Origin of the sequence: Psychrobacter sp. N25K4-3-2 (genome assembly GCF_015351755.1) — a bacterium.
Taxonomy (GTDB): domain Bacteria; phylum Pseudomonadota; class Gammaproteobacteria; order Pseudomonadales; family Moraxellaceae; genus Psychrobacter; species Psychrobacter glaciei.
Genome location: NZ_JADKLX010000004.1, coordinates 1 through 22,674, shown reverse-complemented (window position 1 = coordinate 22,674; position 22,674 = coordinate 1). Strand labels below are relative to the sequence as shown.

At 43.9% G+C, this 22,674-nt stretch carries 20 protein-coding genes; 12 read left to right on the top strand and 8 right to left on the bottom strand.

The window, feature by feature from the left end; translation table 11 throughout:
* Window positions 1-83: 83 nt before the first annotated feature.
* Window positions 84-680 carry a YcgN family cysteine cluster protein gene (locus IOD06_RS10770; protein WP_194620898.1) on the top strand — a complete coding sequence of 199 codons (597 nt, stop codon included), beginning with the start codon at window positions 84-86 and terminating at the stop codon, window positions 678-680.
* A gap of 45 nt (window positions 681-725) precedes the next feature.
* Window positions 726-1,523, top strand: a complete 798-nt coding sequence (locus IOD06_RS10765) for a hypothetical protein (RefSeq protein ID WP_194620896.1) — start codon at window positions 726-728, stop codon at window positions 1,521-1,523.
* A 33-nt stretch (window positions 1,524-1,556) separates the two neighbouring features.
* On the opposite strand, the gene IOD06_RS10760 is transcribed toward IOD06_RS10765, so the two are convergent.
* Window positions 1,557-2,891, bottom strand: coding sequence for a DUF4105 domain-containing protein (locus tag IOD06_RS10760; RefSeq protein ID WP_194620894.1), 1,335 nt, complete (start codon window positions 2,889-2,891; stop codon window positions 1,557-1,559).
* Window positions 2,892-3,145: 254 nt separating this feature from the next.
* On the opposite strand from IOD06_RS10760, the gene IOD06_RS10755 reads away from it, so the two are divergent.
* The 5 genes from IOD06_RS10755 (at window position 3,146) to IOD06_RS10735 (ending at window position 10,617) form a co-directional block, all read left to right on the top strand.
* Entirely contained in the window at window positions 3,146-4,045 is a 900-nt protein-coding gene (locus tag IOD06_RS10755; RefSeq protein ID WP_194620893.1) for a CBS domain-containing protein, read from the top strand.
* 501 nt (window positions 4,046-4,546) lie between these two features.
* Complete coding sequence (lnt, locus tag IOD06_RS10750) at window positions 4,547-6,121, top strand: apolipoprotein N-acyltransferase (protein WP_194620891.1); 1,575 nt, start codon at window positions 4,547-4,549, stop codon at window positions 6,119-6,121.
* A gap of 138 nt (window positions 6,122-6,259) precedes the next feature.
* Entirely contained in the window at window positions 6,260-6,691 is a 432-nt protein-coding gene (locus tag IOD06_RS10745) for a hypothetical protein (RefSeq protein WP_194620890.1), read from the top strand.
* Window positions 6,692-6,987: 296 nt separating this feature from the next.
* A complete protein-coding gene (locus IOD06_RS10740; protein ID WP_194620889.1) occupies window positions 6,988-8,556 on the top strand; it encodes a peptide MFS transporter in 1,569 nt (522 codons plus the stop codon).
* Between the two features lie 243 nt (window positions 8,557-8,799).
* Window positions 8,800-10,617 carry an aminopeptidase P family protein gene (locus IOD06_RS10735; RefSeq protein WP_194620888.1) on the top strand — a complete coding sequence of 606 codons (1,818 nt, stop codon included), beginning with the start codon at window positions 8,800-8,802 and terminating at the stop codon, window positions 10,615-10,617.
* Between the two features lie 88 nt (window positions 10,618-10,705).
* Here the strand turns inward: IOD06_RS10735 and IOD06_RS10730 are convergent, their stop codons facing one another.
* From IOD06_RS10730 to IOD06_RS10720, 3 genes are all read right to left on the bottom strand, one after another.
* Window positions 10,706-11,566: a hypothetical protein gene (locus IOD06_RS10730; protein ID WP_194620887.1), complete on the bottom strand. Its 861-nt coding sequence runs from the start codon at window positions 11,564-11,566 to the stop codon at window positions 10,706-10,708.
* Window positions 11,567-11,682: 116 nt separating this feature from the next.
* Entirely contained in the window at window positions 11,683-12,954 is a 1,272-nt protein-coding gene (gene fabF / locus IOD06_RS10725) for a beta-ketoacyl-ACP synthase II (RefSeq protein WP_194620994.1), read from the bottom strand.
* A 199-nt stretch (window positions 12,955-13,153) separates the two neighbouring features.
* The gene (locus IOD06_RS10720) at window positions 13,154-14,530 is read right to left on the bottom strand and encodes an anhydro-N-acetylmuramic acid kinase (protein WP_194620886.1); all 1,377 of its coding nucleotides are present in this window, start codon (window positions 14,528-14,530) and stop codon (window positions 13,154-13,156) included.
* Between the two features lie 117 nt (window positions 14,531-14,647).
* On the opposite strand from IOD06_RS10720, the gene tyrS reads away from it, so the two are divergent.
* The 3 genes from tyrS (at window position 14,648) to IOD06_RS10705 (ending at window position 16,780) form a co-directional block, all read left to right on the top strand.
* Complete coding sequence (gene tyrS / locus IOD06_RS10715; RefSeq protein WP_194620885.1) at window positions 14,648-15,859, top strand: tyrosine--tRNA ligase; 1,212 nt, start codon at window positions 14,648-14,650, stop codon at window positions 15,857-15,859.
* Window positions 15,860-15,930: 71 nt separating this feature from the next.
* Window positions 15,931-16,509 (top strand): GNAT family N-acetyltransferase, encoded by a 579-nt coding sequence (locus tag IOD06_RS10710; RefSeq protein ID WP_194620884.1) that lies wholly within the window; start codon window positions 15,931-15,933, stop codon window positions 16,507-16,509.
* A 31-nt stretch (window positions 16,510-16,540) separates the two neighbouring features.
* On the top strand, window positions 16,541-16,780 hold the full coding sequence (locus tag IOD06_RS10705; RefSeq protein WP_189586142.1) for a DUF1653 domain-containing protein: 240 nt from the start codon (window positions 16,541-16,543) through the stop codon (window positions 16,778-16,780).
* A gap of 81 nt (window positions 16,781-16,861) precedes the next feature.
* Here IOD06_RS10705 and IOD06_RS10700 read toward each other — a convergent pair whose 3' ends face one another.
* Together IOD06_RS10700 and IOD06_RS10695 are read right to left on the bottom strand one after the other, a co-directional pair.
* Complete coding sequence (locus IOD06_RS10700) at window positions 16,862-17,698, bottom strand: alpha/beta fold hydrolase (protein ID WP_194620883.1); 837 nt, start codon at window positions 17,696-17,698, stop codon at window positions 16,862-16,864.
* A gap of 177 nt (window positions 17,699-17,875) precedes the next feature.
* The gene (locus IOD06_RS10695) at window positions 17,876-18,883 is read right to left on the bottom strand and encodes an alpha/beta fold hydrolase (protein ID WP_194620882.1); all 1,008 of its coding nucleotides are present in this window, start codon (window positions 18,881-18,883) and stop codon (window positions 17,876-17,878) included.
* 236 nt (window positions 18,884-19,119) lie between these two features.
* Between IOD06_RS10695 and IOD06_RS10690 the strand changes: the two genes are divergently transcribed.
* Window positions 19,120-19,788, top strand: coding sequence for a hypothetical protein (locus IOD06_RS10690; RefSeq protein ID WP_194620881.1), 669 nt, complete (start codon window positions 19,120-19,122; stop codon window positions 19,786-19,788).
* 24 nt (window positions 19,789-19,812) lie between these two features.
* Here IOD06_RS10690 and IOD06_RS10685 read toward each other — a convergent pair whose 3' ends face one another.
* Together IOD06_RS10685 and upp are read right to left on the bottom strand one after the other, a co-directional pair.
* Window positions 19,813-20,565: an SDR family NAD(P)-dependent oxidoreductase gene (locus IOD06_RS10685; RefSeq protein WP_194620880.1), complete on the bottom strand. Its 753-nt coding sequence runs from the start codon at window positions 20,563-20,565 to the stop codon at window positions 19,813-19,815.
* A gap of 131 nt (window positions 20,566-20,696) precedes the next feature.
* The gene (upp, locus tag IOD06_RS10680) at window positions 20,697-21,356 is read right to left on the bottom strand and encodes a uracil phosphoribosyltransferase (protein ID WP_189586156.1); all 660 of its coding nucleotides are present in this window, start codon (window positions 21,354-21,356) and stop codon (window positions 20,697-20,699) included.
* Between the two features lie 304 nt (window positions 21,357-21,660).
* Between upp and IOD06_RS10675 the strand changes: the two genes are divergently transcribed.
* Window positions 21,661-22,326, top strand: coding sequence for a DNA glycosylase (locus tag IOD06_RS10675; RefSeq protein ID WP_194620993.1), 666 nt, complete (start codon window positions 21,661-21,663; stop codon window positions 22,324-22,326).
* Window positions 22,327-22,674 lie beyond the last annotated feature (348 nt).

Here is a 22,674-nt window from a genome sequence, read left to right as displayed (position 1 = left end):
ACGCCCATAATCAGCAAAAACAGCTATAATAGTGTAACGCTCTTTATCAAAATGTCTCTTTATAAAAAATCGACTACAATGCTATGACTATTAACTTGTTAAATCAATCTGCTGCCAATTTAAACGCTGATGCTGTTCAGCCGTTGAAATCAGACCCAATCGTGAGCTTGTTTCCTGACAGCGAATCAAATGAAACGTCTGAGACATTACGCCCACAATTTTGGGAACGCTTTACGCTGGCAGAGTTAAACCATAGCGAATGGGAGGCGTTGTGCGATGGCTGCGGCAGTTGCTGTTTGATTAAGTATATCGATGAAGATGAGAATGGCGATGTGGACGAGGAGTTGGTCGAATACACCGATGTCACCTGCCAGCTGATGGACTGTGCGACGGGCTATTGTCAGCACTATGACACGCGCCAAGAACATGTTCCCGATTGTATTCAGCTGACCATGGAAAATTTGCCGCAAATGATGTGGCTACCATCGCACTGTGCTTACAAGCGCTTATATAAAGGACAAAACCTGCCGAGTTGGCATCTGTTACTGACCCAAAATGCGGTAGAGACTCAGCAGAAAATGCGCGCTGTCAATGTGGGCGTGGCAGGTCGCTGCGTCTCTGAAATTGGTATGTCTGATGAAGAGATGGAAACGCGGGTGGTAACGTGGGTTAAGCCGTAGTTAATTATTTGCTGATATAAAGGGTTATGATTTAAGGGTTGGAATATGCATAAAATTTGCCTTACAACAAGTTTGATATTCAGTGCTGCTTTTTTGTCAATCGGCTGCTCAAATATATCTCACTTGTCTGAGACTAATTTTCCTACTCCTCAAACGGTTCAAGCTATACCTGTAAAGGGTATGTCAGCACCAGTGACTGCTCCTAAATCAGCTGCAATGGTTATTGTCAACTGGCAAAAGATAGAGGCAGCCGCAGATAAAAAATATGAAGACGAGCCATTGGCTGATTATTATCTGAATATTTTATCCGAGGAAGAAAGGAATGGTGCTCCTTGGTTTTATGCACAAGATTTTAATGTTTCTATTGAAGAGGCGCAGCGTCGATTATTATTGCAAAGGATTAGCTTGCCATTAAATGAAGCAATTTCAGAGCAATTAGGCGCGAATATTGCGGAATTTTATTATGATAACAATGACCCTGATGAGTTTTCTATTAGAATGACGACACTAACCAAAGTTAAAGCCGTCCCGCCAAAATATGTGTATCACTTTAAGCAAAAGGAATTTGAAAATTATTCCTTTCCTATTTATATCCAAGCCATTAGTGATAAAATGCGTCAGCTGATTGTTGCAATACAAGAAAAAGCGTGGCCTGAGGTATTAAAGCGTTATCCTGACGCTCAAAGTATTGGCTTTAGCCCAATGACCAATACTATTAATGTTACGATTTACCGCCCAACACCCAATGAAACCGAGCGCCAACGTATAGAGGCTGAGTTGAATGATATTCTCGATTATTTGGTGATGGTTGAATTTACACAACATCGGATAACTACGCTTTAATGATGAGTACTATTTAATATATGATCAATACTATTACTGAGACGCTTGAGCCGCAGATTGGGCTTGTGCCTCAGCGCTTGCTTGCGAATCAGCCAAGGGCGGAATAGGAATGCCTTGGCGAATTTGCGTAGAAAATTCGCGACTGTTAATACCTGATTCTAGATTAGATTGATTGTCAAATCCGCGAACTTTTGGATTGATATGGGTGCGCTCGTACCAAGTGTCCATCGACCAGTTTTGCTCGCCTTGCTGTTCTGCATTTAATTGGGAATTGGTATCGAGCATACCGACGTCATAGAGATAGTTTGGTAGCCAGCCAGAGACCCAAATTCGGTAATCCCACGGCAGACGGTCGCCGCTGACCAGCCGCGCCATATAAAAGATAATATTGGTACAGTTACTGGTCAAGGTGTTATACCACGCAGGTTGTGCATTTAGCTCATCGGCAGCGGTTAGATAAGACTCAAATAATGACTTGACCTCGCGTTGCTGCAAATGGCTAACCGGCAATAGATAAACTTGCTCACCGCGTTTATTCGTCCGCGTATAGATAATATCGCGCTCTTCGGCCGCAATCAGGCTCAGCTCATAACGTCTAAAAAATCCTGCGAGCGCCGAAAAAGACTCGCCTTGTTCTTTGCGAATCTCAAACGAGAAAGCGAGCGGTCTATCATCTTCAAAACGAAAGCTCACCAAAGTATGGGCAATTAGTGGCCCCATCCAATAAGAGTTCGCCACATCGATGCCAGACAATTTTGACATATCAATCGTCCGCGTCTCCCAGCGTGCCGTCGCGTCGTCTTCGGTATGCCAATCAAAGTTGCGGACATTAGTGAGCGTAATTAAATCTGAATTGTTTGGATCACGCTCATAAGTGATTTTTTGGCTGACTTCTGGCATCCAGTCGCGTTGTTGCTGGGGTTCGATAGACATAAACCAGCCAGCACCTAAGCACCAAATCGCCGCGTATAGTCCGATTAGCCATTTGACCTTTGTTTGCTGAGTCGTGGTTTTTTTGCCGCTAGCTTGTCTGTCCGCCGTTATATTCTGAGATGCTTGCTTAGCATCAATTGTCCAATAACGCATAAAAAACAAAGCGCTAAGCACGCCAATAATGACGATAGTTGCCAGCCACGTTATAGCTGAGCGCGCACCAAACTGATACCAAATCGCCAGTAGTAACCAGACTGCTGATAGCAATAGTGTGACGGCGATAAAAAACCGCACAAGACGATGTCGCCACTTATGTTTTGGCGGCTTACTGTCTGATGATGCATTCTCTAAGTCATGATTTGTAAGACGACTGTTTGCCGCAGAGCTGTGCGAACCAATCGAGAGTAAGCGAGAAAAAAGGGAACGTAGCGACATAGGATTTTTTTTGATGAGTAAAGGCTTTGACCATAGCAAAGTTTATAACACACTGACAGTACAATTTGAGTGAATTTGTCGTTGAATGTCTTTGAGCCTTGCGATAAAGTGAAGCTAATTTAAACTGGTCTATGTATTTATTTATCATAAACGACTGGTTTTATTTAGTACTTTAATCCCCATCTACATTTTTACGATATTAATGTTTTTACGATATTAATTACCATTAACTAAAGAGGTTAAATCACACCACCATGTCTGACGACACTCCCAGCCCGAGTAGTTGGTCGATGCGCGGCTTAAAACGCTGGCTATCGACCGCCCCCGAAACCCGTGATGAACTGATTCGTTTGGTACAGGATTCGCGCCAGTTCTTAGAGCCTGATACTGTGGACATGCTAGAGGGCGTGCTCGATCTGCCTGCGACACAAGTGCGCGAGATCATGACGCCGCGCCCGCAAGTGATTGGTATCCACGAAAGCACCAGCCTTGCTGAAGTGATGGATATCATCCTTGAAACCACTCATTCGCGCTATCCCGTCTTTGACAGTCAAGATGATGATGCGGTCATTGGTATCTTATTGGCCAAGGATTTGATTCCTATTCTCGTCCATATGGTGCGTGACCAAGAAGATAAAATCGACAGCAGACGTCTAAAAGATTTGGTACGTCAGCCGCTTTATATTAGTGAGACTGCGCGTTCTGATACCTTACTGCGCTCACTACAGCGTACCCAAGTGCATATGGCGATTGTTGTCGATGAGTTCGGTAACTTTGGCGGAGTGGTCACCATGGAAGATTTACTCGAGGAAATCGTTGGTGATATCGTCGATGAGCATGATGACTTCGATGAAGACAGTGATATTAATAATATCATCGCTGATCCCGACAAACCAAATACTTGGCGTGTGCAAGCGTCGACGGTCATTGAAGACTGTAATGATGAGCTTGGCAGTCGTTTTGATGATACCGATGTCGATACGATGGGCGGTCTGGTCATGCAAGCACTTGGCTTCGTGGGTGATCTGGAAGGTGAGAGCGTCATAATAGATGACTGGAAAATCACCATTACTGATGTCGAAGGACGTTTTATCCAAAACCTAGAACTGACCAAAACGAATCCTGAGCAGCACCTATTGATAGGCAGTCATTAATGTATTTTGGACGTTATTGTCATACATGCCATTCATAAGTTTTATAACGCACTGATAATTTTTATAAAAACACGATTGCGGTCGTGTTTTTTGCTGTCTGTCATTCACTTTCAATAGCCACTTTTAGCAGTCACTTTTTTTACTACGCAAATTTACCCATTGATTGACGCAGACTGGTATCATGGGCGGGTTTGATTTTTAGACGCTGTATTTATACCAATCTTATATAGTCAGTGAAAAGTAATGTCGATACATCACGCACTGCTGGTATCAGTTTTTCTTGCTTGCTGTGCCTGTGCAGATAGAAGCTACAAAAAATTGATATCAGCAGTATCGTCGCGTTTTTGGGGTATCTTGACTATATTTATAAGACGATGGTATTTATAAGAAGATGGTATTGAAAAGATAGGGCGTTTATAACCATTGAGCCAGCTTTAGGTTAAATATCGACTGAATACTAAACATGTAACATTTTAGATAATATGGTTTTGGATAACTGCTATGCGTCTGTCTACTGTTGATTTGCAAAAACGTCTGAACCCCGAAAAACCGAAGGGTTTGCCTATGGGGCTGGCCATATTGATTGCTTGGTTGGCAGGGGCAATATTTATTTTTGCGCTCGCGCCTTATGGTATTTGGCCAGTAGCACTGGTATCGCCAGCGATTTTATACGCGCTATTGATGCCTGAGATGACAGGTCGCCGTGCCTTTATCATTGGTCAAGCGTACGGTACGGGATTGTGGTGTGTGGGTGCGTTTTGGCTGTATACCTCTATCCATGTCTATGGTGCGACGCCCGCATGGCTGGCGCTGATTATGATTGCGTTGATGGGTCTGGGCATGGGCTTGTTTCATGGCTTTTTGGCGTTAATTTTTAATCGATTAGTTGGCAAGCAGCCCTTGGCTTTTGCGGCACTTTGGGTGTTGCAAGAGTGGATGAAGACTTGGCTGTTTACCGGTTTTCCATGGCTGTTCGTCGGCTATGCCTTTACCGAGCAGTATTGGCTGTCGTCATTAGCACCTGTTGCTGGCGTTTTTGCGGTTTCTTTCGTGGCCATATTACTGGCTGCAAGTACCGTTGAGCTCTTGCGTCGTCGTCGTGGTTATATGGTTGTGACTGCCGCATTACTTGTGGTGAGTGTTTCATTGTGGCTGATTAATCCGCAATGGACAAAACCAAAGGGCACGCCTGATTTATCGGTATCGCTGATCCAAGGCAATATCCCACAAGACCTAAAATGGCTGACCGAATATCAAGTAGAAACCTTAAAAATCTATGCAACCTTGACACGTACCGAGTGGGGGCGTGACATTGTTTTATGGCCTGAATCCTCGATTCCAATGTTTCAGACCGAAGCCGTTGGCTTTATAAACGAAATGGTCAAAATGGCCAAAGAGACTGATACCACATGGGTCACAGGCATCCCTTATAAGGATGAAGCGGCATTTGATGCTAGTACAGATAAATATCCACCATTTTATAATAGCGTGGTTGCATTGGGTGCACAGGCAGAAGGATTGTATAAGAAGCAACGCCTCGTGCCATTCGGTGAATATATTCCATTTGAAGGCCTGCTCGATATCCTGCCTAACTTAGCTGGTAGCCAAGACATCATGAGCTATAGCCGTGGTAGTGATCAGCAGTCACCATTACGTGTACGCGGGCATAATTTGGGTGCAGCTATCTGCTATGAAGTTGCTTATCCTGATACCACCCGTAAAAACGCGATTGGGACTGACTTTTTGTTGACTATCTCAAACGATGCATGGTTTGGCACATCGGCAGGTCCACTGCAACATCTACAAATGGTACAAATGCGCGCGCTTGAGAACGGTCGCTGGTTTATGCGGGCGACCAACACTGGCGTGACGGCTATTATCGATCATAAAGGGCGTATCGTCGAGCGTGCACCGCAGTTTGAACGCACCGTATTACGCGGTGATGTTCAGGCACGGGTAGGTAACACACCCTTTATGCGCTTTGGTAATTATCCGATTTTGCTCATTATTGCGCTCTTGTTATTATTGAGCTATCTTGGCAAGCGCGAGACTCCTCGAGGCCGTTCGATGAGCTAATTAATTAGAATGATACATGCTAAGTTTCGCAATTTTTCGATAATAAACCCTTTAAATAGTTAAGGGTTTTAACAAATGGGCATAAATTGCGATATAATAGCCAAATATTTCAAATATTCTGTGCAAGGTGGATAAGGTATGTCAGAAGATATCGTCAACAACAATCCAAAAAAAGAGCTGTTGTATGCTTTAGGCGGCGTTGGCTTATTTTTAGCGATTGTATTACTCATTGGTGTCTCAGCATTCTTGCGTCCAGCAGGAGAGCATATTACGGCTGACACGACAGAAAGCTCAGCCGCTGCTGATGAAGCAGAAGCAGTGGCTGCTGAAGATGCGGCTCCAGCTGAGGCAGACGCCGCAATCGCAGAAGAAGCGACCGCACCTGCAGCAGATGCAACCGTAACACCAGCGACAGATGCGGATAGTGCGGTCGTTACTGCGGAAGCAGGTACAGCGACCGCCTCTGGCACAGTAAGTCAAGCGGCAGTTGCTGATGCTGATTTGATAGCTGAACAAGCAGATGGTGATCTAGATGCGGGCAATGCCGCTGATGATACGGCAGCACAGTAGTCTGTAACCTAGTTTTTAAACCGTTAAATAGTGACACTCTACGCTAAAATGAGTGACATTATGGCGTCTTTATCGGTAGTGATATCAATAGGATAGTACTGCTGTTTAGACTAAAAATAAAAACTCGTTCTCATCTGATGAGAACGAGTTTTTTTATGGGTATTTGTGTAATTTATAGCCAACTTTTTCTTTACTTGGTCATAACCAAGTGAAACAATATTCCGCCTATAATGACCGTTCATCCAAATAATTGGGGGTTTGGTCATTACTAATATGATCTTTAAAGGAATAAAGTTATGGGCATAGAAACACAATCAGGGGCTAGCGCGGCTGAATTGGAAGCGCTAGACAACGGCTTTATGGGGCATCCCAAGCCATTACGCTCGCTATTTTTTACGGAAATGTGGGAACGTTTTTCTTATTATAGTATCCGTCCTTTATTAGTCCTGTTTATGGTAGCAACGGTAGGCAGTGGTGGCTTTGGTTTTGATGAGGTCACTGCATCTGCTATCTATGGTATTTTTGCTGGTTCATTGTATTTAGCGGCAGTGCCGGGCGGTTGGCTAGCAGATAACTGGTTAGGGCAAGAGCGTGCTCTTTGGTGGGGCAGTATTATTATTGCGCTTGGTCATTTATGCATTGCGCTCTCTGCGTTATTTGGCATGACGCTGTTTTTTGTCGGTCTGATGTGCATTGTTTTGGGTTCAGGGTTATTTAAGACCTGTATTTCAGTGATGGTTGGCGCTCTATATACCAAGGGTGATGTACGCCGTGATGGTGGCTTTACCTTGTTCTATATGGGCATCAATATTGGTGCGCTACTAGCGGCGCTGATTGTCGGAATCTTTAAAGAAAAAGGCATGTGGCATGTCGGCTTTGGTGTCGGTGGTCTTGGGATGCTGGTGTCGTTACTTATCTACCGCTTTGCGGCGCAAAAAAACCTAACACGCTATGCAAAGGCCAAAGGCATCAGTGCTGAATGGGAAAATGCCAACGGTCGTTATAAAAATATCGGTCGCTGGGTTGCAGGGTTTTTAGCATTGTTGGTTGCGGTTATTGTTTTGGTGTCTACGGGTATTATGCCGTTCAATCCTGAGATGGTCGCGCAGTACATGACTTATATCATTGCAGCCGTGGTGATACTGTACTTTGCTATTATGTTTATCTCACCGCGTTTAGATAAGACGGATAAGTTACGTCTATTGATCTGCTTTATCTTAATTATTGGTTCAACGTTATTTTGGTCAAGTTTTGAGCAGCAGCCAACGTCTTTTAACTTATTTGCTGATCGCTATACTGACCTTAATGTCTTAGGGTTTGAAGTACCAAGTATTTGGTTTCAGTCATTGAACCCTTTATTTATTCTTATCTTAGCGCCAATCGTCAGTATTATCTGGGTCAAGATGGCTAACCGAGGTCTTGAACCGAGCAGTATGGCTAAGTTTGCACTTGGTATGTTACTTGCGGCAGCAGGTTTTTCATTGATGATTTTTGCCTCTAAGAGCATTTTAGCGCCTGGTGCTGGCTTAGCGTCGCCACTATGGTTGGTTGGTAGTTTATTACTATTAACATTGGGTGAATTAGCACTTAGCCCAGTTGGTTTGTCTGCCATGACTAAATTAGCGCCAGAGGGCATGCAAGGCCAAATGATGGGACTTTTCTTTGCCTCTATTGCCATGGGTAACTTGGTTGCCGCTTTCTTTGGTGGTCATGTATCTGCTGACAAAATTGAAGGGTTACCGGGTTTGTTTACCACCATGACCATCTTTTTGGTGGCTACCGCTGTATTATTATTGGTATTAGCAAAACCTATCAATAAAATGCTTAAAGATAGCGAGCGTGAAAAACAACTGGCCAAATCATAAAATAAGCTGATGTACATTTGTGAATAACAACAGCACAAGTGACGTATGACAAGACGTGTTACCATTATCGGTAGCACGTTTTTATTATTCTATTAAACCAGTTGTTTTCTATATTTAACTGACACATGAAACCATTCTAATCACCCAAATAAGACGGCTATCCATAGTCGCCTCACAGTAGTGTTTTTTTTAACTCTAATTTCTCCAAAATCAATTGCTCTACCTCTAATAAGGACACATCCAATGAATAAACAAATCATTCATGACCGTATTGACAGCTTACGTAAAAGCCTAGCGACGCAGGATCTCACTGCGATTATTGTACCCTCTGCTGACCCGCATTTATCTGAGTACTTGCCTGAATATTGGCAATCACGTTTATGGCTATCAGGATTTACCGGTTCAGTCGGTACGCTCGTTGTGACTGCTGATTTTGCTGGATTATGGACGGATAGTCGCTATTGGGTACACGCTGCCGATCAGTTGGAAGGCACGGGTATTACTTTAGAGAAGCTTGCTCCAGGTCAGCCAAATCATATCGATTGGCTAGCAGATCATTTACAAGAAGGTGATAGTGTCGCCGTCGATGGCAATGTGCTGTCTATCGCGGAGCAAGATCGACTGCTAAATGCTTTTGATGTCAATGACATTACTTTGATCACTGAGCATGACGTGTTGACAGAAATCTGGTCAGATCGTCCGGCGCTACCCGCTGCCAAGTTATATGCTCACGATGAACAGTTTCTTGCTCAGTCTGCCACCTCAAAACTTGCTGCCGTGCGTGCAGGTATGACAGAGGCAGGAGCGACGCATCATTTACTCTCAAGTTTAGATGACATCGCATGGTTGACCAACTTACGTGGTGCGGACGTTGACTACAACCCTGTGTTTTTGTCACACATGCTCATCAGTGAAAACGACGCGACATTGTTTGTCGATAACAATAAAGTCAGCGCTGATATCGCAACCGCCCTAAAAGAAAGCGGCATTACGATTGCTGATTATGATGCGATACAAGAGGCATTGAGTACGCTTACGCCAGAAGATTTATTGTTATTAGATCCAAGTAAAGTTGCAGTCGGTACGCTATCGAAGATGGCAGACGATGTTGGCTTTATTGAGCAAATGGCGCCAAGTACGTTACTCAAATCTGTTAAAGCTGATGCTGATATCGATCATGTGCGTGAGGCCATGCGTCAAGATGGTGCTGCCTTAGCTGAGTTTTTTGCGACATTTGAGCAGCGTTTAGCAAACGGTGAGCGTTTAAGTGAGCTAGACGTGGATAGCATGCTAATCGACGTACGTAGTCAGCAGCCCCACTATGTATCACCAAGCTTTCCAACGATTGCAGGTTTTAATGAAAACGGTGCGTTGCCACATTACCGTGCAACTCCTGAGAAGTTCAGCTACCTTGATGTGGCCGAGGGCGAGGGCGGATTATTACTGATTGATTCAGGCGCGCAATATCAAAATGGCACGACTGATATCACTCGTGTGGTCGGTATCGGACAAGTAAGCTCTGAGCATAAAAGTGACTTTACCACCGTGCTTAGAGCCCATATTGCATTGGCAAAAGCGCATTTCCCTGATGGTATCGCCTCACCATTAATTGATGCCATATGCCGTGCGCCATTATGGCAAGCACAGATGGATTATGGTCATGGTACTGGTCATGGCGTTGGTTACTTCTTAAACGTCCATGAAGGCCCGCAAGTCATTGCTTATAGTGCCAGTACGCCAAAAGAGCGTGCGATGAAAGAAGGTATGATCTCAAGTAATGAGCCAGGTTTATACCGTGAAGGGAAATGGGGCATTCGCATAGAAAACCTAATGGTTAATACACCAGTGGCAAGCCCTACCGAGACAGAGTTTGGTAAGTTCTTAAACTTTGAGACTATTACTTACTGCCCGATTGATACCCGTTTGATTGAGTCTTCATTATTGAATCAAGTAGAGATTGATTGGCTTAATGACTATCACAGCCAAGTTTATGCAGAGCTAAAAGACCGTGTCGATGGCGCAGCACTTGAGTGGCTAACTGAGCGTACTCAGGCTATTTAAAGTAAAAGCCTATATCTGCGCATTTAAAATAAAAAAATCCCCGTAAATTTTACGGGGATTTTTTTCTAAACAGCAGCATTTAGTTTTCTTATGACTTTTTACTAATCTCTAATTTATCCTGCTCACTTAAATGCTGAGTGACCTCTGCACGTAACCAAGATTTTAGGTTTTCAGACATGAGCATCATCTGATCGCTTAGGTAGTCATCAATCTGCATTTCCAACTCGCGGATTAACTCTTGATGTGTCGCGCTCAATTTTGCATCTTTTAATGCCAACTTGATGGCAGTACTGGCTGTATCATTAATGGCTTTAATAGCGTTATCGTTTTTAACACTGCTATTATTATTGACCGTATTATCTTCAACAGCGTTCGCATGTTCGTTGATGGTTTTATGGTTCGCCGTAGGGTTTTCAGTAGCCACACTTTGGGTATTATTTTTTTCAGAGTTATCAGTGGCACTACTATTAACGTTTGCTTTGTCCGCAATATTTGTCTCGATCGCTGTTACTGACTTGTCATCATTGTGCTTATCAGCAGCTAGTATTGCATTCTTTTCTTGTTCTTTTTGCGCGGCTTCTGCTTCTTCGCGCAGTTTGGCCTCTTCTTTTAATTTAGCTTCTTCTTGGAGCTTGGCCTCCGCTGCTGCTTTTATTTTTTGTTCTTCTTCGAGACGTTCTTTTTCAGCAGTGGCGCGTGCTTGTTCTTGTTTTTCCGTGATCGCTTTGGCAATCGCTTGCTCGGCTTCGTGGTTTTCATAGAGCTCATCAATATGAGCGTCTAAATCATGGGTTTGAAATTCAAAGCTCTCAAAGGGTGTATCGCTTTGCAGTAGCGTGGTGATATCTTTTAGTTCTTGGGTGATTGCTGCGCGTATAGGCTCAGGCGCACACGTCCAGCGCTGATAAAACTGATGGGAAAATGAGTAGCTTGACATGGTATCTTCCATAAATGTTCCAAAAATTACCCCTTATCATACGCAAGTACGATAAGGGGCTGCAAGTGGACAAACGTAGCAAATCTGACACCAAGGTTACAACAACGCGTGTTGTATGCTTTTATGCTCTAGTCATTGCTATGCCAACGTGCAAAGACTAACGAGCCATTGGTGCCACCAAAGCCAAAGCTATTCGAGACAGCGTACTGTAGATTTTCGACTTTACGTGATTGATTGGCGACATAGTCGAGGTTACAGTTGTCTTCCACATTATCCAAATTGATGGTTGGTGGTACATGTTGATGCTGTAGGGAAAGCACTGTAAATATGGCTTCAACCCCGCCCGCGGCACCTAGCAAGTGACCAGTCATTGACTTGGTCGAGCTGACCAAAATACTGTCTTTCACTGGAGCAAATACGGTTTCAATGGCGATTGATTCAGCGACATCACCAGCAGGCGTGCTGGTACCATGAGCATTGACATAACCAACACTCGATGGCTCAATACCAGCATCGTGCAATGCATTTCTCATTGCGCGTGCAGCACCATTGCCATCTTCTGGTGGCGCAGTAATGTGACCTGCATCATCACTCATACCGAAACCGACCAATTCAGCCAGTATGGTCGCGCCGCGTGCTTTGGCATGAGCCAAGCTTTCGAGCACGACCATACCAGAGCCATCACCGAGTACAAAACCATCGCGGGCTTTATCAAATGGACGCGAGGCTTTGGTTGGTTCATCATTGCGAGTCGAGAGTGCATGCATAGCACCAAACCCTGATATACCCAGTGGGCTTGAGCCTTTTTCACTACCACCGGCCAGCATCACATCGGCATCACCATAAGCAATCAGGCGTGCTGCAAGTCCGATCGCGTGAGTGGCTGTTGTACAGGCAGTCGATGTTGCGAGGTTGGGGCCTTTTAAGGTGTGCTTAATCGCCACCAATCCAGCCGCCATATTTATAATAGAACCTGGAATAATAAACGGTGAGACTTTCAGTGCGCCTTTTTCACGCAAGGTATCGCGGCTGTTTTCAATGGTTTGAATACCACCAATCCCTGAGCCTAAAATAATACCAAAACGCTCTTGGTCAACACCTTGTACAGGCGCATCAGCCGCGCTTATTTGGTCGATAAAGCCCGCGTTCTGTAGTGCCATGCTAGAGGCAGCGATACCATAATGAATAAATTCATCATAGCGACGTGCGTCTTTGGCATTCATATATTGTTTGGCGTCGAAGTCTTTGACCACACCCGCGATTTTCGCACGATATTCGGCAGCATCAAAATGGGTAATCGGTGCGATACCACTCTCGCCATTGAGCAGTTTCTTCCACGAGCTATCAACGTCTAGACCCAGTGGTGTAATGGCACCCATGCCAGTGATCACCACGCGCATATCATCAGAGCGCTCGTAGTGAGGTGGTTTATGGCGCGGTTTGTGCGCCGAGGTTGCGCTAACCTGATCGGCTTGTGAGGTGGTTGAATTGCTGTGTTGGCTCATGCGATATATCCTGTACTTACGGTCCTAAGAGGATGTTATTTCGGAAGTCATTATAAAACACATAGGTGCACGTATGTAAACTAAAATTAATGGACTAGGCAAAGCACACTTGACCCAGCACCACGTTTTTACTTGCACCTGTCACTGCTGGTAAGTTACCTGTTTCACCCATCAATGTCTGTCTCGCTAGCCATGCAAAAGCAACGGCTTCTACCCATGTTGGATCTAATCCTAAGCTCGCAGTGGTTTCTACCGTGCAATGAGGGAGATATGCCTGCAAACGCGTCATCAAGTAGTCATTTAAAGCACCACCACCGCAGACGTACACTGAAGTGTTTCCGTTAGCGTCGATAAATTTATTAATTTGCGCACTCGCACTGATGGCCGTCAGCTCAGTAAGTGTGGCCTGTACATCTGCTGACGAATAACGAATAACCGCAGATGCCTGCTCGAATTTTTGTAGCTCGTCTTGCAGCCATGCTAAGTTAAAATCTTCACGGCCAGTGCTTTTGGGATAAGATTTTGCAAAAAACGGATGTTCCAACAGTTGGTTGAGCAGCGGCTCAATGACTTGACCAGACTGCGCCCACGCACCACCAGCATCATAATCTTTATCCGTATGCAACGCTGTCCATGCATCCAATAGTAAATTGGCAGGGCCAGTGTCGTAACCCACAACGCCATTATCTACAACATTACCTATGATATTGTCTGGTTGATTTGATGAGTTATTAGAAGCCGCTGACAAGACAGTAATATTGGCAATACCGCCCAAGTTTAATAACACGCGAGTACTATCAGGTGTGGCAAACAACGCTTGATGAAAGGCTGGCACCAATGGTGCACCTTGACCACCGACTGCCATATCACGGCGTCGGAAATCGCTAACCACGCTGATGCCTGTACGCTCAGCGATGATATTGGCATCCAGCAACTGCAAGCTAAACCCCATCTGCGGACGATGGCGCACCGTCTGTCCATGACAGCCAGTGGCCAGCACCAACTCTACATCGGTATCGGCTTGTTTTAATAAAGTATTGACTACCTCACTCGCAAACTCACCATACTCGCGGCTCGCCCAGCCGAACCAGTCCAGTTCGCTATTTGGTTCGTCAGCTGTGGGTGTTAATGTCTGAACACCATTGGGCTGACATAATGCCAATAATACTTCACGCAGTCGCGGTGGGAAGTCTTGGCTATAAGAAGCTAACAAGCGCATGGGCTGCTGAGCCTCATCTCCATTGCCAGTATCTGTACCGAATTGACAAAGAACGGCATCCATACCGTCCAAACTGGTACCCGACATCATGCCGATATATAAGCCATCATCGAAGTTTTCAAACACTGTTTGCTCAAGTGCCTCAGTAAGTGTGGCATAATTTAAATCGTCAATATTTTCCAAGCTATTATCCAAATCACTGTCCATCTCTAGATCTGGACGAGTATCAGCAATCGATGCGGGGTTGGTCATGGCAATTTACCTTAAAAAACGCTAGTATATCCGTCAAATTCTAACATCTTTTGACAGCGACGAGATTCTAAATCGCTCAAACGTTTAACCCTTAATAAAGACAATAAAGAGATCATCATGACCACGCAAACTTACACCCTAGAAGAACAACTTGCACTTATCCAACGCGGTACGCAAGAAATCCTATCTGAAGAGGATTTAGTGGCGAAGCTTAAGCTAAACCGTCCATTGCGTATCAAGGCGGGCTTTGATCCCACCGCACCTGACCTGCATTTAGGTCATACCGTGCTAATCAATAAGCTCAAGCATTTTCAAGATTTGGGTCATGAGATTTATTTCTTAATCGGTGATTATACCGCCAAGATTGGTGATCCTTCTGGCAAAAACAGCACGCGTCCGCCATTGACTGATGAGCAAATCAAAGCCAATGCCACGACCTATGCTGAGCAAGTATTTAAAATTTTGGACAAAGAAAAGACTCGCGTGGTTTTTAACTCTGAGTGGTTTAATGACATGAGCGCCGCTGATATGATTCAGCTTGCCAGTCAGCAAACCGTTTCGCGTATGCTTGAGCGTGATGATTTCTCTAAGCGCTATGCCTCACAGACCCCAATCTCTATCCATGAGTTTTTGTATCCGCTCGTGCAAGGCTATGATTCTATCGCGCTGAAAGCTGATGTTGAGCTTGGCGGTACCGATCAAACTTTTAATCTATTAATGGGTCGCACGTTGCAAGGTCGCTATGGTCAAGAGCAGCAAGTATGTATCACCGTACCAATTTTAGAAGGGTTAGATGGCGTTAATAAAATGTCTAAGTCTTTAAGTAACTACGTGGCCATTTATGATGCGCCGGGCACAATGTACCAAAAAATCTTATCTATGCCAGATACGCTAATTCGCCGCTATTTTGAATTTTTAAGCTTTAAACCAATGGATGAAGTCGAAAGTTTATTGGCAGAAATGGAAAACGGTCGCAATCCACAAGAAATTAAACGTATTTTAGCCGAAGAGTTAATCGAGCGTTTCCATGATGCTGATGCCGCTGCCAATGCGCACAAATCAGCGGGCAATGTCTTAGCTGATGGCGAATTGCCAATCGATTTGCCTGAAGTAACGCTAGATCTAGAAGGTCAGGATGCACTGTTTATTACTCAAGTACTCAACCAATCTGGGCTTGCGAAAAATAGCTCATCTGCTAAAGATATGGTAAAACGTGGTGTGGTAAAAGTAGATGGCGAAGTCGTCGATGCGGGTTTCAGCTTAATCTCAGGTCAGACAGTCGTTATCCAAGCAGGCAAAAAGGCTTATGCGAAAGTGACGGTAGAATAAGTAGCTGTTGCTTAAATGACCATTGCTTAAGTGACTACTGCCTAAACTCATAGTGGCTTAAGGAAAAAGAAATGCTAGATTTACCGACGTTATCCAGTAATGGTATTACCCTTAAGCCACTGATGCTCAGTCATGTAACTGACTTAATGGAGGCTTGCCAAGATGGTGAGCTATGGAACATAAACGAGACGTCGGTACCTGAGCCAGACAAGGTCATCGACTATATCAATACCGCAGATTCAATGCCTAACAGACAAGCATTTGTCGTTATTGATGAGTCAAATGGTAAAGCGATTGGCACAACGAGTTTTCATGATATTTTACCAACCAGCAAACGCTTAGAGATTGGCTATACTTGGTATGCTAAATCATATTGGCGAACGCATGTTAATACGACTTGTAAGCTCATGCTGCTAAGCTATATATTTGAAACATTAAAATATCAAACCGTAGGCTGGCGTACAGATATTGACAATCATCGCTCACAACAAGCCATTGAGCGCTTGGGTGCTAAAAAAGATGGCGTGATTCGAGGCAATCGTATACGCCGTGATGGCATTATTTCAGATACAGTCATGTATAGCGTTGTCAGTTCTGAATGGCCACAGATAAAGCCCAAGCTAGTAGAAAAATCACAAAGCGTTTGTTAATCTTTTAATTATTAATATGAATGAGCTGTTTATGTCTCAACAAAATCAATCCATTGTCACCCAAGGTATCTACCGCCATTATAAAGGTAGCCTTTACCAAGTTTTGCACACTGCACAACATTCAGAAACCGAAGAATCGTTAGTCGTTTATCGCTGTTTATACGGTGAATATGGCGTATGGGTAAGACCTTTAGCAATGTTTACAGAGACCGTTGAAGTCGATGGCAAAGTAATACTACGCTTTGAGCTTATTAAATCATTAGCGGATTAATGAATCAATTTCGTTAAAATCCATTGCCCAAATAAAAGGCGACCCGTTAAGGTCGCCTTTTTTATGTCTGTTAAATAATCATTAGCTATTCAAAAACGCAATCAATGTGTCATTAAATTCTTTCGCATGGGTCACATTGATACCGTGTGGACCACCTTCGACAATATGTAACTGACTGTCGGCAATCATATCGTGCGAACGTTGACCGCTAGCCTCGAATGGGACGATCTGATCGGCATCACCATGAATGACTAAGGTTGGTACGTCGAATTTTTTTAGGTCATCACGGAAATCGGTGTAGCTAAAGGATTTGACACAATCATAAGTCGCTTTCGCTGAAGCAAACGAGGCGATATCGCGATTGTATAAACGCATTGGTTTGCTGACCAACAGCTTGCCATCTGCTGGCGTAAAGAAATTCTTGGTAAAGTCGTTCAAGAAGGCGATACGATCTCCGCTTACGCCGTCTAAGAATTCTTGGATATCTGCTTCTGCTAAGGCCCCATCAGGATTGTCATCAGCTTTAAACAGATAAGGCGGAACGGCAGAGGCAAGTACTGCTTTGCTAATGCGCTCTGAACCAAATTTGCCCAGATAGCGAGCGACTTCGCCGCCACCCATAGAGAAGCCAACGATAGTAGCATCTGTTAAATCCAGCTCATCCATCAAGGCTTTTAGATCTTGTGCCAAAGTATCGTAATCATAGCCATTCCATGGTTTAGCAGATTGACCAAAGCCACGTCTATCATAGGTAATCACTTGATAGCCGGCTTCGACCAGTGCAGGAAGTTGTGCCTCCCAAGCGCGTCCACTCAGCGGCCAGCCATGGATTAATACCACAGGCTTGCCAGTACCTTGGACTTCGTAATATAGGTCGACAGATTGTTCATCTTGCTGTGCAACGTTAACGTAAGGCATAAGTTTTTCCTTTTAGAATTATTATTAAAAAGTATTTTATTTTAACGTTAATGCGCTTACGCAGCTAACGTCAGGTTTTTAGTATAAAAGGTGGATAGAACGATTACTATGACGGGTTGTACAGTAACAGTGTCGATTATAGAGTGGTTCTGTGACATCACAGTAAGTTGCACTGAGCTAGCGATTCTGCAAAAACTCTTTTAATACTCTATAAAATCCAATCGGCTCATCCAAAGGAATGGCATGACCTGCACGTGGCAAAATAACTTCAGTGGCGTTAGGCAGCATTTGGGTCACTTTCTGCTGCCATTTGGCGTCATAAAGTTTAGAGCGACCACCGATAAGATTAACCACAGGAATAGTCACTTTATCTATGGCACCCCGAAAATCGTAAGGTAAGACCAAATAGGCTTGCAAGCAGCGCATTTTTTGATGCCAAATGCTGTGGTCGTAAAGCGCGAGTGTGTGGTCGTTTTTATGAGTCATCGCTTGTATAAAAGCTTTTGAACGCGTGCGATTGACGGATAGCAAAGAAAACAGCCTTTCGACATCGGTTGCACGGCGCTTGAGCGCAAAGGGCAGATGGGCAAAGCTATTAGCATTAGCATTAGCATTAGCATTAGCATTCGCATTAGCATTCGCATAAGGTAAGGTCAGATCGATTACTTCTTGAAATATATCGAACACTTCTTGCTGCCGCGTGCCAAATAGCCCCCCTTGCCAGTCGCCTTGATTATGAATCGCTGGATTTTGATCAATATTAAGATAGCGACTGACCCTTGAGGCGCCAAAACGCTCAAAATAAGACCACATGACTTGCGCGCCCATCGAAATAGCCGCCACTGGCAAAGCCTCTATTTGACGCCATTCACAAATTTTCTCAATCAGAGTGTTGGCATCATCCGCATATTGACGGACAAAATCAAACTGTTCCATCGTGAGAGCTTTTGCGGCGCCAAAACCACGCAGATGCGGCAAATAAAATGTATATTTGCCCGTCAATGCCAAAATAAAAGGCAAGAACTCGCGTGCATCCATCCCATAGGCATGCAGCATTAGCACTGGCGGACCTTGACCAATGACTGAAACTGGCAGCGACGTACCGTCAGCAGCAGTAACCGTCAGCGTTTGCAACTGATAACGCGACTGGTAGCGACTGGGCAACGTCATTAAATTGGTCATCATAGCGTCGTATTTCCGTGATAGATATTGTAATTAATTAGGGCATGTTGAACATTCATCATAAAATATTTTTATCTTATCGATGAGAGCTTGTTATAGTAAAATCTGTGCTAATAAAACTTGTATTAATCAAACACAGCTAAGCTGACCATAGCATAAAATGTATAGACAGTAAGTGACGCTTGTGATTAACAGCCATTATCCTAAACTTGAAATAAAAGAATAAAGGGGCGATGCTTATGAGCACACCGACACTAGCGTCACTGGATTGCAGCCTCTATCCACAAGTTTGGGAGCAGCAGACATTTACCGATGCGCACAGCTTATTGATAGCGATGTTAATGGGCAAGATTAAGACAGATGCCAAGGCTTTTTCCGATGCTTTCACTAGGCAATTACTGGCCAATGATACTTATCAACAGTGGATTAACTTTACGGTATTTGGCGGTTATTTGCAGCGTCAATTTATGGCTTTTTATCGGCAGACAGAAGACAGCTTTAATACAGATATGCCAGCGTTGTTTCGCCGAGAGCTCATACGTCATGCTCAGTATTTACCGCTTGCGCAAACGTTGTTTTTGGTAGGAGATATGCCCAAAATCGCTCGTTTCGATAAGCTATTAACCACGACTGTGAATCCTGCCACGGCGGTCTTTAACGCACAGCAAGCCCATAAAAAATCTACTATGAATCGTTCAGTAGCAGTTATTAATCAGATAACCGTCGTCGGTAGGCAGGTGATGGGATTTCCCATACGTCATAATAGGCGTACTAGTGAGCGCACGCGCAATGAAGTATTGGTTTTAGATTTTCAGGAGTTGCGCTTGGTCAATGAAGAGAATGTCATCAGCAAAAAAAGAAGCAACATAGATGAGACTATGTTGCTTCGATATTACGAATTACGTTAATGAGCCGAACGGTCGGCTAAACTTTTAAGAATCTTTCTTAGCAATCGTCAACCCGTTATAAGTTTGCGCAACTGGCATCACTTCCAAGCGATTGACATTAATATGAGCCGGTGATTCAATCAACCATAATAAAATATCGCCAATATCATCGCCAGTCATTGTTTTAAAGCCATCATAAACCTTGGCGGCTTTATCATCATCGCCATGATAGCGGACGTTTGAAAACTCAGTGCCTGCGACATTACCCGGTTCGAGATTGGTCACGCGCACTTGGGTACCGATTAAATCCGCGCGCAGATTTAGACTGAATTGCTTGACGAATGCTTTGGTCGCGCCATAGACGTTCCCACCAAAGTACGGCCAACTGCCAGCAATCGAGCCAACATTGATAATATAACCGCTATCGCGCGCGACCATCGCTGGCAAGACCGCGTGAGTCAGCGCCATGAGACCTTTTATATTGGTATCAGTCATACGCATCCAGTCATCAAGACTGCTACTTTGTGCAGGTTCAGTACCGAGTGCCAATCCCGCATTATTCACCAAAACATCGATTTGCTTAAAACCATCCGGCAAGTCAGCAATGATTTGTGGAATAGAAGCCGTATCGCTCACATCCATCACCACAGGTAAGAATGATTCGCCCAATGTCTCTGCTAGAGCGTTCAGCTTATCAAGGCGTCTAGCACAACCAATCACACGATGACCATTAGCGATCAGACGCTCTGCCAGTGCTTTACCAAAACCGGCGCTTGCTCCTGTAATCAATACGTTCATTATCTATCCTTATCGTTGATGCTGTGTTTGTATCCTGATTTTTAAGACGACTGTTTGTCTTAGCGTATATGCTTTGATTTTCTTACATTAATCACAATTGTCGCAACTACGGTTACTTACTATTTAGGCAGTTACTTATTAGCTAACTGTTTACCAAATATCTTATCACCCGCATCGCCAAGACCTGGAATAATATAACCGTGCTCATCCAAATGACTGTCTAATGCAGCGGTATAAATAGTTACGTCAGGATGTGCTTCATTGACCACACGCACGCCTTCGGGTGCGGCAACCAATACCAACGCTTTGATATTGGTGCAGCCATTTTTCTTTAGCATCTCGATGGTCGCAACCATTGAGCCACCAGTGGCTAGCATTGGATCAATGATCAGGGCAGGGCGTTTGTCCATGTGGCTGACGAATTTTTCAAAGAACGGCACTGGCTGTAAGGTTTCTTCATCACGTTGCAAGCCTACGACAGAAATCTTAGCAGTAGGAATCAAATCGAGCACACCGTCCAACATGCCAATACCTGCACGTAAAATTGGTACAATCGTTGCCGTTTTACCGATGATTTGCTCACCAGTGATTTCACCACACCAGCCTTCCATTGGGAACGTTTCAATTTCAAAATCGCGGCTTGCTTCATACGCCATCAAGCGTGCAAGCTCTTTGGTCAATGTACGAAACTTATAAGTACTACAGTCTTTTTCGCGCATTAAACTGAGTTTATGACGGACTAGTGGATGATCGATTACCGTAATTTCTAAACCGCTATTTAAGTCGCTCATAAATACTCTCTTGGTTTTTGGTCTGATGCTTGCGCAGTCACTGCGTTTGCTATTAGTATAAAAGATACAAACACTTACTACACTTCAACCCTATAGGTAACACAGTAATCATAAGCTTAGCGTTTCCATAACCACAATCAAAGCAAAGATGGTTTAAGCCAATTAACTTATCATTTGCCTATCTAAGCCGACTATATGCCATGGTTAAATACGAAGTAGTGTTTAGGCCTGCTATGATACCAAAAAAACTGCTTTTCTGATGAAGAATCTTATGAACAATCAACCAGTGAACACTGAAGATGTAATGAATAATGCCAATAGTGCTAGCACCTTATCCAAAACGAAGGCTGTAGAAATAGAAACCCATCCGTTCGCTCCTGTGTTACCGCCAGATGCCACCGTGATGATGATGGGCACCTTTCCTCCGACTGCCGATAAATGGGCAATGAGTTTTCACTATCCGAACTTTTATAATGATATGTGGCGTATCTATGGCAGCGTATTTTTTGACGATATTGATTATTTTAGAGTAGGGGATGAGAAGCGCTTTGATCCTGAGCGTATCCGCGACTTTATGTTTGAGCGTGGCATAGCTTCTTGCCCCACAGTAAAACAAGCGATTCGTGAAACCGGTAATGCCTCAGATAAAAACTTAACGGTTGTCACCACTGTCGACCTAGATAATATCTTGCCGCAAGTGCCAAAGGTTCATACGTTATTTACCACAGGCGGTAAGGCGACTGAGGTATTGCTCAACTTATTGGCCGAACCACCAGCTAAGTCCAAATATCCTAAGACCAATCAAAATATGGATTATCCCTATCAATGGCAAAACGATAACAATCAAAAAGCGGATGTAAATAATCTTACCTTATATAGGTTGCCTTCAACCTCACGTGCCTATCCTTTAGCCTTAGATAAAAAAGTCGCGGCCTATAAAGACTTCTTTAAAAAGGTAGGTAAGCTATAAAAGCTTCTATATAGAAGAGATCTATATATGATGCTCCGACTAAATTTAAGGAAAAAAGTTATTCTTGGTAAAGGAAAAGTTGTTTTTAGTGCTAACCAACTGATAAATAGATGGTATTAATTATAAAATTAGATAGTCCTCAAAATAGCAGACAAACCCCTTGACCCAGTCTTAAAACCCCGTATAATGCGGCCTAGTTGAAAGGGAAGGCGTTTAGAATGAGTGATGAGACATTTACTTCAAACTAAATAGAAATTACCTCTTGACACGAGATTTAAAGCGTCTATAATACGCCCTCATCAAGACGAGCTGGAAGTAACTAGTGTGTAGATTACACATTAATAACCC